The sequence below is a fragment of the Cyanobium sp. BA20m-p-22 genome (assembly GCF_024346275.1).
Classification (GTDB): domain Bacteria; phylum Cyanobacteriota; class Cyanobacteriia; order PCC-6307; family Cyanobiaceae; genus Cyanobium_A.
In genome coordinates, this window is sequence record NZ_JAGQCQ010000151.1 from 1 (window position 1) to 8527 (window position 8527).

11 protein-coding genes are annotated in these 8527 nt (G+C 55.7%); 3 read left to right on the forward strand and 8 right to left on the reverse strand.

Features of this window, described 5'->3' with window-relative positions; translation table 11 throughout:
• Window positions 1-625 precede the first annotated feature (625 nt).
• Both KBZ15_RS13085 and KBZ15_RS13090 read left to right on the forward strand, forming a co-directional pair.
• Complete coding sequence (locus KBZ15_RS13085; RefSeq protein ID WP_255015642.1) at window positions 626-1477, forward strand: hypothetical protein; 852 nt, start codon at window positions 626-628, stop codon at window positions 1475-1477.
• Window positions 1474-2625 carry a DNA cytosine methyltransferase gene (locus KBZ15_RS13090; RefSeq protein ID WP_255015643.1) on the forward strand — a complete coding sequence of 384 codons (1152 nt, stop codon included), beginning with the start codon at window positions 1474-1476 and terminating at the stop codon, window positions 2623-2625. The genes KBZ15_RS13085 and KBZ15_RS13090 overlap by 4 nt, the downstream gene beginning before the upstream one ends.
• 31 nt (window positions 2626-2656) lie before the next feature.
• Here the strand turns inward: KBZ15_RS13090 and KBZ15_RS13095 are convergent, their stop codons facing one another.
• Entirely contained in the window at window positions 2657-3238 is a 582-nt protein-coding gene (locus KBZ15_RS13095) for a type I restriction-modification system subunit M N-terminal domain-containing protein (protein ID WP_255015644.1), read from the reverse strand.
• Window positions 3239-3359: 121 nt separating this feature from the next.
• Here KBZ15_RS13095 and KBZ15_RS13100 point away from each other — a divergent pair, with 121 nt between their 5' ends.
• Window positions 3360-3575, forward strand: coding sequence for a hypothetical protein (locus tag KBZ15_RS13100; RefSeq protein WP_255015645.1), 216 nt, complete (start codon window positions 3360-3362; stop codon window positions 3573-3575).
• A gap of 274 nt (window positions 3576-3849) precedes the next feature.
• Here the strand turns inward: KBZ15_RS13100 and KBZ15_RS13105 are convergent, their stop codons facing one another.
• The 7 genes from KBZ15_RS13105 to sufR form a co-directional block, all read right to left on the reverse strand.
• Window positions 3850-4368: a hypothetical protein gene (locus tag KBZ15_RS13105; protein WP_255015647.1), complete on the reverse strand. Its 519-nt coding sequence runs from the start codon at window positions 4366-4368 to the stop codon at window positions 3850-3852.
• Between the two features lie 130 nt (window positions 4369-4498).
• The gene (locus KBZ15_RS13110) at window positions 4499-4681 is read right to left on the reverse strand and encodes a hypothetical protein (RefSeq protein ID WP_254931807.1); all 183 of its coding nucleotides are present in this window, start codon (window positions 4679-4681) and stop codon (window positions 4499-4501) included.
• Window positions 4672-5748 (reverse strand): DUF4912 domain-containing protein, encoded by a 1077-nt coding sequence (locus KBZ15_RS13115; protein WP_255015648.1) that lies wholly within the window; start codon window positions 5746-5748, stop codon window positions 4672-4674. Before KBZ15_RS13115 ends, KBZ15_RS13110 begins: the two co-directional genes overlap by 10 nt.
• A 165-nt stretch (window positions 5749-5913) precedes the next feature.
• A complete protein-coding gene (locus tag KBZ15_RS13120; RefSeq protein WP_255015649.1) occupies window positions 5914-6675 on the reverse strand; it encodes a phycobilisome rod-core linker polypeptide in 762 nt (253 codons plus the stop codon).
• A 91-nt stretch (window positions 6676-6766) separates the two neighbouring features.
• Complete coding sequence (locus tag KBZ15_RS13125; protein WP_254931810.1) at window positions 6767-7384, reverse strand: phycobiliprotein lyase; 618 nt, start codon at window positions 7382-7384, stop codon at window positions 6767-6769.
• Window positions 7381-7779, reverse strand: coding sequence for a hypothetical protein (locus KBZ15_RS13130; protein ID WP_255015650.1), 399 nt, complete (start codon window positions 7777-7779; stop codon window positions 7381-7383). Before KBZ15_RS13130 ends, KBZ15_RS13125 begins: the two co-directional genes overlap by 4 nt.
• Window positions 7769-8440: an iron-sulfur cluster biosynthesis transcriptional regulator SufR gene (gene sufR / locus KBZ15_RS13135; protein ID WP_255015651.1), complete on the reverse strand. Its 672-nt coding sequence runs from the start codon at window positions 8438-8440 to the stop codon at window positions 7769-7771. Before sufR ends, KBZ15_RS13130 begins: the two co-directional genes overlap by 11 nt.
• Window positions 8441-8527 lie beyond the last annotated feature (87 nt).

Here is an 8527-nt window from a genome sequence, read left to right on the forward strand (position 1 = left end):
TGGGACTGTTGGTGTCAGTGGCAGCGGCCAATTTACTAATAATCGTGGTGAACGCTATCCCATTCAATATTCTCGTAATTACAATCCTAGCAAGCGTTCAAAATTTTCTGGATACTATGATAAAAGCGGGAACTGGAATGATTTAAGCTAAAATGCCTATTGTCTTTAGGGTTACAATAGCTGCTCTTGCTTGTAACCCACAATGAAATGCCGTGTTCAACTCTTTGTTTGTGGGAAGGTGTTCTATGAGGAGGTAGAGGCGAGTGATTACAAGGAAGCACGAGAGGTTGTCTTCCATCGGAATCCCAACGCCAAGGTGATGGGTGTCACCGCTGTGATGTGACACCCATGCTTTGAACTCACCCCCACAACTCCAACCTGCCAATGCTGCCCCCCTCCTCAAGAAGGAGGCTACAGCAATCTCAGCAGCGGTTTTTTGGATGTCCCTACTCTATGTAAGGCATATACAAATGCCTGAATTACTGGCATTCGACTAACCCCTTCCACTACCTTTGTTGGATGTTGGTTGGAAAACGAAGGTAATTACCAATTTGGGAATTCGCTTGACACTTGTCGCTTGTAAGTGTACAATAAAAGTTGATATTTTTTAAAAGTGTCTCAATACTTGGTTGCTGTCGATACGATCTACAAGCACTTTATTGGATGTCGAGTCGGGAATTCTATACCAATTGATCTAAGACATAGATCGCTTATTGGGACTACACAAGATGACCCATTTGATGATTGGGTTGAAGATAAACTAAAAGTCGGACTAGGTGACGACTTTGAAGTATTCCATTCTGGAAAACTTCAAACTCCAGACCTGATTGTCCGTAGCAAAAAAGATAATTCTATTATTGGAATTGAAGTAAAGAAAATATCTCAGAAATCCAATGGTGCTGATGGTCGTGGCCTTACCCTTGACTATAACAGCTGCCTTCCTTGTGGTCAAACTCTTGTCAAGGTTAACGATGATACTATTATTATTCCATGTTTTTATCTTTTTGCTTTGTTGAATCAGGACAATACGTCAATCGTAACTCTCTTATTGATAGACGGAGATTTTCTAAACTTTGATTTTGATCTTCATAAGGAGTCAAAAGTTTCTAACTTTACTGAATATAATCATGGTCCTTACGGAGAGGGATCCGTTAGACATCGAAAAATGTATACTTACCCCAACCCTCTTAACTCTAAGATTTCTCATTTTCACTTGAAGTTCTTAATGATTGCTAAAAAGTTTGATCTTGAAAATATTGGACTCGATTATAACGTACGTGCTTGTATTGATAGAACCGATGTCAGGGGAAATACTTTTAAGTACCTACTGAGGAACGACCTTGAAACTGTTAATTTACAAGACCAAGTGTGTCAGGATCAATTGCTAATACTGGCAAATGTATTTGATGATTGTAAACGACGAGAATCTAGAGAACGTTCTCCTTCAATTGTTTCGATCCCTCGAAGTTTATCATGAATATATCTGTATCACGAACTTCTACCGATTATTCTTTTTTGGGTCTATTTTCCGGATCAGGTGGGTTAGATCTTGGATTTGAGTTAGAGGGTTTTAATCATACGGAATCAAATGAAATCCTTGATTGTGCTGTAGATACCTTGAGATTTAATCGGCCTTCATGGAAGGTCATTCATGATGATGTTCACTCATATAATCCTTCAAAGAGTATTTCTCCTGATGTAGTCCTGGCTGGATTTCCGTGTCAAGGTTTTTCTTTGGGCGGCCATAGATTTAAAGCAGATCCCAGAAACCATTTGTATAGACAGGTTATTCGTATTGCTAACAAACTACGACCTAGAGTTATTGTAATGGAGAATGTTCTCAATCTGAGAACGATGAAGCATCCGGAAACTGATTTACCTTTTGCCGATCAGATAACCAAAGAGTTGAAAGAAATTGGATATGCTACAAAGTATCAATTCTTTAGGGTTTCATATTATGGCGTACCTCAAACTCGAAGAAGGTTTATTTTTGTTGCTTATCGGGAGGAAGATTTCGGAATATTTACATATCCTGAGCCTTCTTCTAACGAAACAACTCCGTATGATTTTTTATATGATTTATCAAGAGATCTAAATATTGTTCTTCCCAACCATAATCCAGCTTGGGGATTTAAAAGCGTTGTCCATCTTGAAACGAGCGAATCTTTTAATGAATCTGATCCTACCCTTCCAGTAAGATTTAGTAGAACAGCTTCTGATGGTACTCCCCTGAGGTCATTTGATTATCCATTTCCTGCTATGGATACAGCTCCTGTATGGGGTTGGGCACAGGGAAACATTATTTGTCGGAGGGAAGCTAAGGATAGATTGAACTCAAAGTATATCCGTAATATCAATGCTGATGTCACTTTATGGAGAATATATGCTAGCAGGTTAAGGTCATTTACTGCCAGAGAATACGCTAGATTACAGACATTTCCTGACGATTGGGAATTCAAGGGAGGTAATAAGCGAGATTTTCAACTTCAAATTGGCAATGCTGTACCAGTCAATTTTGCTCGTTGTATTGCCAAAAGAGTCCTCGAAACCTTAGAGTTTGTGGATGGGAAAAGATCTATGAAGGACTATCTCTTCGAAAATTTTCAGCATTCACTTCCACTCTGATATTAAGAATTAACCAACGTAAGTTGAGATTTTAAGTTTTTCCTGGAAAGGCGCTGCTAGTTGGTTTCTGTTGGGCAGCTCCAAACCGCTTGTCCAACTTGCCCCGAAGGATCTGGTTCTCGTTCTCGATGGCAACCAGCGCCCTGTCAATCAACTGCCCGATGTCGGGTTGTTTCGCCCGTGCCCGTAGCGACTCCCAACGGGCATCAGAAGGCACCCAGAACACGTTTTCCTGGGTGTAGTAGTCACGGTCTTCCAGTGCTGCTTGGTGGTCTTCTGGGGCGTCTCCTAGGTAGTAGTCAGACGCCGGGTCCCCCACCGTCTGAAGCACCTTCTGCTGGTGCTCCACGAATGTGTCGGAGATGTACTTGAGGAAGATCAGACCCAGAACCAGATGCTTGTACTCAGCGGCATCCATCTGGGCACGGAGTTTGTCGGCGCTTGCCCAAAGCACCGTTTTGAAGTCCTTAGCGGGTGCTTCATTCTTCGCTCTGCCTCGACCTCGCTTTGGCGCTGGTTCCTCGTCTGACCTCAGCGATGCCAGCAGGTCATCTAGACCGCCCGGGTCTTCACCCGTATCTTCTTCGTCTGCTTCTGGGGGGGTGAAGGTCACTGACACCTATTGCCGTGCCTCCACTTTGCCTGCTGTTGCTTGGTTTTGGCAGTCCCAGTGATCTATGCCGATTCGGCATGAAAGCGGTGTGGGAACACTTAGAGGCAGACGACCAGAACCGTTGACCGCTTTAACCACCACTGCCCTTGCTACGGAGATCCTTGAAGATGCCCTGCTGACGCTGGAGCAGATGACCACCCGCCTCACCGTGCTTGCCCTCAATGCCTCAAGGACTCCTGAGCAGTCAGTGAGGGTGAGGGCGTTGCTAAGCGGCCTGCTGGAGGCCATCCAGGAGTGTGAGGAGGTTTTGGGGACCTACTCCGACTCGGGGGTTTGAAGGTGGTGGGGCTTGGAATGGATCTTGTCCCACCTGCTTCCAAGGAATTTGCTTGCTGGAGGCGCCAGGCGCTATTGGTAGCGTTTGGCACGTGGGTAGACGCTATTAGTAGAGACGGAATTTTTTTAGACCCCTTGCCATTGGCAAAAACGCCCATAGCCTTGGCTTGGCTGAGCACTTTTGGCAAGGAAGCTTCCTGTCCACCAGCTCAAGCCATTATCTAGTTGCCATCTAAACAGGCAATTTGTGGTGGAGTAAAGGTGGAGTAGCTGCTTCAGATCCATTCCAGCACAGTGGGTTGGTTGAAGTGGTGCATCAGGCCGCTGCCGGCGCTGCCATCGGCGGTGTCATCGATCAGGGGCACACCGGCCCGCTGCAGGATGGCCACCGCATCGCCCCAGCCGAGCGCCTGGAGCTGGTGATGCCGGTTGCGCTTGTGCGGTGGCAGACCGATCGGATTCTCTTCAGACCATGGAGTGCTGTAGGTGTTTTCCAGCACCACCTTCACCGTCAGTCCCTCGCGATGGCGGGCAACCAGGGCTTCGGCCACCTTCGGCAGCGAGAGCTCCTGCACCGCCACCAGAATCTCCCGCTTCGCCTGCTGGATGCTGGCAAGCACAAAGGCCTCCAGGTCGTCGCCCTGGCGCCATTGGCCCGTGATCGGGCTGCGGTAGCGGCTGGTGTCGGAGTGGTTGAACACCAGCTCGATGCCCTTGGGCAGGGGCGCGCGCTTGGCGGGCTTTCCCAGCAGCTGGGCTTCGGCGCTGCAGCTGGCCAGGCCAAGCCCCAGCAAACTGGCCCAGGCCAGCGGTGCAAAAGATGGGCTGAAGGGTTTGATCGCGCTCAGAAGCGACTGCAGCCAGGGTTCCCACAGGCTTATTTCTCAGTCTTGTTGCTCAGTCCTGTTTCTCAGCCTGGGGCGCCTAGTGGTGCCCGGGCATCTCAGCGCTGCGCAGCATGACCACAAACCAGACGGTGCCAATCAACACGGCGCTGAGCATGGCGGCTGGAAGGCCAAGCCGGATCAGCACCACAGGCACGATCAGGGGGAAGGCCAGGGCCCCTGCCATGGGGGTAAGGGCCACGGCGATGCGCTTCAGAACCATTCGCCTATGGCCTTGTCTGCAGGATTGCTGTTGTCTTCAGGGGTCGTGCGGTTGAATTCCAGGGTGATGTTGCGCTTCTGCTCGCCATCGGCGGCTACCGCCTCGATCGGGTAGAGCTGTTGGCCGTCACGGAAGGGCACCTGCACCCGGAAGGTGCCGTCCGCAGTTAGGGGAACTTCCTGATCGCCGATGCACAGCCGCGCTGAGGGGTCGGTGGCCCCGTAGACGATCAGCTCGGCGTCGGCCACCAGCCAGAAGGAGCGTTGGCGAGATCCCACGCCGCCCCGGCCCGAGTCGTTGCGGCCACTGGCCCAGATGCCGGCCCCTGAGGCGTGGAACTCGCTCGTGTCGATGCCGGCCTCCTCCAGTTCGTGGAAGGCTTCAGAGCCGCGGCCCAGGCGACGCCAGCGGGAGGTGGCGGTTTGGTAGAGCCTTTCATGCAGGCCGGAGTCGGGGCCCGGCGCCGCAATCGCCGGCATGCTGACGTTCGGAGAGGTCTCTAGCGAAAAGGGCACAAATTGGTCGAGGATCTGCTCGCTGGGATGGAGGGCTGGCACCCGGGCCACCGAAGAGAAGGCCAAGGAGATCCAGCCGCCCCCATTGCCCAGGCGGTAGCCAAGCTCCACCCGGTAGTCACGGTCACTCAGGGGCACCGGCAGATACCACTCGGTGGCATGGCTGTCGACCACCACTTCCTGCAGGGCGTGGGGATGGGCAGATCCCATGGGCAGCCCGGTCACATCGGCAACCCGCAGGCAGAGCTGGGACGCGCCACCGGCTTGGGCCTGGCTGCGATCGGCCGGGGAGATTTCCCAGAAAACGTATGCCCACTGGGGATCGCGCGGCAGAAAAACCACATTGGTCGTCACCGAGCTCGGGCGGGGCGCCGGGGGGAGCTCGGCCTCAATGGCTTCGAGGCTGGGCGGATCCTCGTCTTGGCGGTCGTTGATGGCTGCCAGGAGCTCGTCCTTGGACTTACGGCTGTAAAGGCTCACACCGAGGCCGCTGGCCACCTGACGCAACTGCCTCAGGGTCATACGTGCCATAGCAGCGAGAGCTTGGGTCATAACAACAGAATTCTTTCGGGATCAATCTGGATGAGTTTCTTGCCCACGGTCGGCCTTGCCGCCCGGCGGTCAGCATCCACTGACGCCTGGGCCCTGGCAAGGCATTGAAAAAGGCGGCCCTTGGACCGCCTTACAGGCTTGATGAAGCCAGTGGTGCCGGCCGATTCAGCGACCGATGCTGCGGTAGGGAACTTTGGCGAGGTAATCGATGCTCGCGTTGCCGGAGCCACCGCCCTGGCTGCGCATGGCTGGCAGGTTGCGTACCCAGGGCAGGTAGTCCTCGGGGAAGCCCCCCCGGCGCTGACGGGAGCGGGCGGGGATGGTTTTCATGCCACCGCTGTAGACGATCTGGGGGAAGCCCAGGATGCCGCGGTAGTAGGCCTCGTAGCGCGGAGTGGTGATGTTGAAGGGGGTTTCGCCCAGATCCCTGGAGCCCACCACGCGGTTGCGGTGGTAGGGAACGGTGTCGTAGCCAAAGGCGTCCAGGTATTCCTGGCCGTTGAGAATGTCGTCAACCATGCCCCTTACCCCGCGGGTCATAAGCACGGCTGCCCAGGCGATCTCTTCAGACCTGCCGTGGGTGGGGCGACCCAGAAGCTTTTCCACCAGGTGGCGCACCACTCGGTAGTTGCTGTTCAGGTTGTAGAAGCTGCGCGTGAATGTGTCTGAGAGACAAAGGGAGCGAATGAAATCCCGCACACTCATTTGGCCGTCGCGCAGCTGGCTCTCCAATGTCAAGTTGCGGTCGACCTTGAAGGCGTAAAAGAAAATCTGCCGATAACAAGACTCAATGAGCAGATTTAGGTCTTTGGGATCCATAGCCCTGTCCATGGACGCGGCTTTGGGGTCCTCATCCGAGCCCACCCGCAGCGGGTTGACCCGCGAGTTCTGGGTGGTGGGCGCGTACTTCAGGAGGGGCAGGGCCACACGACATCAGCATCCGTCAACCAGGATCGTATTGGGGCGGCTGCAGTGGGATTCGCATGCCTCTTGCAGGACTCACAGTCCGTAACGTTCGTCACCATCCCAGCGGTGAGAGCGTCGGCCCCGTTGCGGCCTCCTCGGCTGCCCCTGCGGAGCTCGGGACCCGGGCCTCCAGCACCCTGGTTTCGACGCAGAAGGAAGCGGTGTTGGAGAGGCCCTCCACCGTGCTCGTGCGCAGGCGCACATCGGGCCCCGCGAAGCTGAAGTGCTCCAGGCTGTTCATGGTCTCGTAACCGGTGGTGAGCAACAGGCCATCCCGTTCGTCCATGGCGAAATGGCCAGCCACCGCGGCGGTTTCCGCATAGCCCCGGTCGCGCAGCAGCAGTCCGGTCCGGCCGCGGCCATCGGTGGGGATCAGGCCGAACAAGCTTTCCCCGTCGTGGGCCTCACCAGCCCTGTCCCAGGCCATTGAGGCGTTCCAGGTGACCCGGCAGCCCCCCACGAGCCGGGAGGGGTCTTCGCCGTGCATCACCGCAATGGCGATCAGGCGCGGATCTGCGGCGGCGATCTCCACCACCTCGATGAAGGAGCTGCCTGCCTCTGCCCGCCGGTGCAGGAGGTGGTGGCTGCTGCGCTGGGAGCGCCAGCGACCGCAGCTCAGCTGGAAAAAGCTGAGGGCATCGGGGATCGATTGGGGCCGGTTGTCGCTCACGGGGGCAAGTTGACTGCAGAAATGATCGCAATGCGTTGGTTTGCCTGGTTGCGGGCCCAGGCGATCAGGTCTCTGAGCTCGAGGCTGAGGGGCGGCCGCCCCAATTCGGCTGCGAGCTGCTCCAGTTGGCGACCGGCCGATTCCAGTTGGCTGCTGAGAACTTCGATGAAGGCCCTGTCCTGGGCGATCGGGGGCTGGTCTGCGGCCCAGCTGCGGATCGCCGACCGATCCGGCAGCTCGTCGCTGCCAGGCTGGGCCCCATCGGCTGCGGCAATGGCCTGCAAGGTGCGCAGTCCGTGGGCCAGCAGCCGCAGGTGGTGGCGCTCCAGGGCGGGCAGCAGGGTGGATTCGAGCTCGGCCAGCTCGGCCGGGCTCAGGGGCCCGTCAGCCGCCATTGCTGGGGATCAGGCGGAAGCCGCAGGAGTGACCCTTCTCCAGGCGCCATTGCACCCGGTCAACCTGGCAGTCGGGAAAGGTGTGGCGGATCAGCTGCAGCTCCTGGTCGCAAATGCAGGGAAACTGCTCGGCTATGCGCATCACCGAGCAGTGAAATTCACTGATCAGCCAGCCATCGGGGTGTTCGGCGTCCGGGCTGCACTCCGCCAGGTATCCCTCCTGGCGACGCAGCTCCACCAGCCGCTCGAGCCGTTGGGGGAGAGCCCCCTCGCCGATCCTTCCCCGGTAGGTACCGGCCTGCTGCAGGGCCTGTTGCTCGAGCAGGTTATGGAGCATTTCCGCCGGCAGGTTGCCTGCCATCGACTGCAGCAGTCCGAGGGCAAAGTGGTCACTGCCATCGGCAAATTGGCCTTGGCCCTTGGCTGTAAGACGCCAGAGATTGCTTGGTCTGCCTGGCCCTTCCTGGGCGGAACTGGCCTCCACCAGGCCGTCGTCTTCGAGGCTGCGCAGGTGACGGCGCATCACCTGAACCGAAACTGCCAAGTGGTCGGCCAGGTCGCCGGCGGTGGCTTCGCCCTGGCGCACCAACACGGTGAGGGCAGCTTCTTTTGTGGGAGCAGCCTCTCTGGTGGGAGCAGGGTCGGTTTGCTGGCGGGGCATTTGGGGGCTGGCGCTCAGGGCTGACGCCGAACTCCATCACCATGCCACGCCCCAACGAAGACTGGGGCCCCCCAGTCTCCAGGCCCG

Bases quoted from the DNA above. Each gene is read 5' to 3' on its own strand.
- KBZ15_RS13090 (WP_255015643.1), top strand. From the start codon at position 1,474: ATGAATATATCTGTATCACGAACTTCTACCGATTATTCTTTTTTGGGT.
- KBZ15_RS13110 (WP_254931807.1), bottom strand. From the start codon at position 4,681: ATGGTTCTGAAGCGCATCGCCGTGGCCCTTACCCCCATGGCAGGGGCC.
- KBZ15_RS13115 (WP_255015648.1), bottom strand. From the start codon at position 5,748: ATGACCCAAGCTCTCGCTGCTATGGCACGTATGACCCTGAGGCAGTTG.
- KBZ15_RS13130 (WP_255015650.1), bottom strand. From the start codon at position 7,779: ATGGCGGCTGACGGGCCCCTGAGCCCGGCCGAGCTGGCCGAGCTCGAA.
- sufR (WP_255015651.1), bottom strand. From the start codon at position 8,440: ATGCCCCGCCAGCAAACCGACCCTGCTCCCACCAGAGAGGCTGCTCCC.